The 486-nt window shown below is 56.2% G+C and carries 1 pseudogene; it reads left to right on the forward strand.

Annotated elements, in window-relative coordinates:
- Positions 1 to 485, forward strand: a pseudogene (locus C7C45_RS33120) (substrate-binding domain-containing protein); the annotation flags it as partial.
- Position 486 lies beyond the last annotated feature (1 nt).

Genomic DNA, 486 nt, shown 5'->3' on the forward strand with positions numbered 1-486 from the left:
GCTGGCATAAATATCTCACTCGCAATCAAATTCAGCCGATAGCGGAACGGGAAGGCGACTGGAGTGCCATGTCCGGTTTTCAACAAACCATGCAAATGCTGAATGAGGGCATCGTTCCCACTGCGATGCTGGTTGCCAACGATCAGATGGCGCTGGGCGCAATGCGCGCCATTACCGAGTCCGGGCTGCGCGTTGGTGCGGATATCTCGGTAGTGGGATACGACGATACCGAAGACAGCTCATGTTATATCCCGCCGTTAACCACCATCAAACAGGATTTTCGCCTGCTGGGGCAAACCAGCGTGGACCGCTTGCTGCAACTCTCTCAGGGCAAGGCGGAGAAGGCCAATCAGCTGTCCCCCCTCTAACTGGTAAAAAAAAAAACCACCCTGCCGCACAACACGAAAACCGCCTCTCCCCGCGCGTTGGCCGATTCATCAATGCAGCTGGCACGACAGGCTTCCCGACTGGAAAGCGGGCAGTGAG

The sequence above is a fragment of the Micromonospora arborensis genome (genome assembly GCF_003205615.1).
GTDB lineage: Bacteria > Actinomycetota > Actinomycetes > Mycobacteriales > Micromonosporaceae > Micromonospora > Micromonospora arborensis.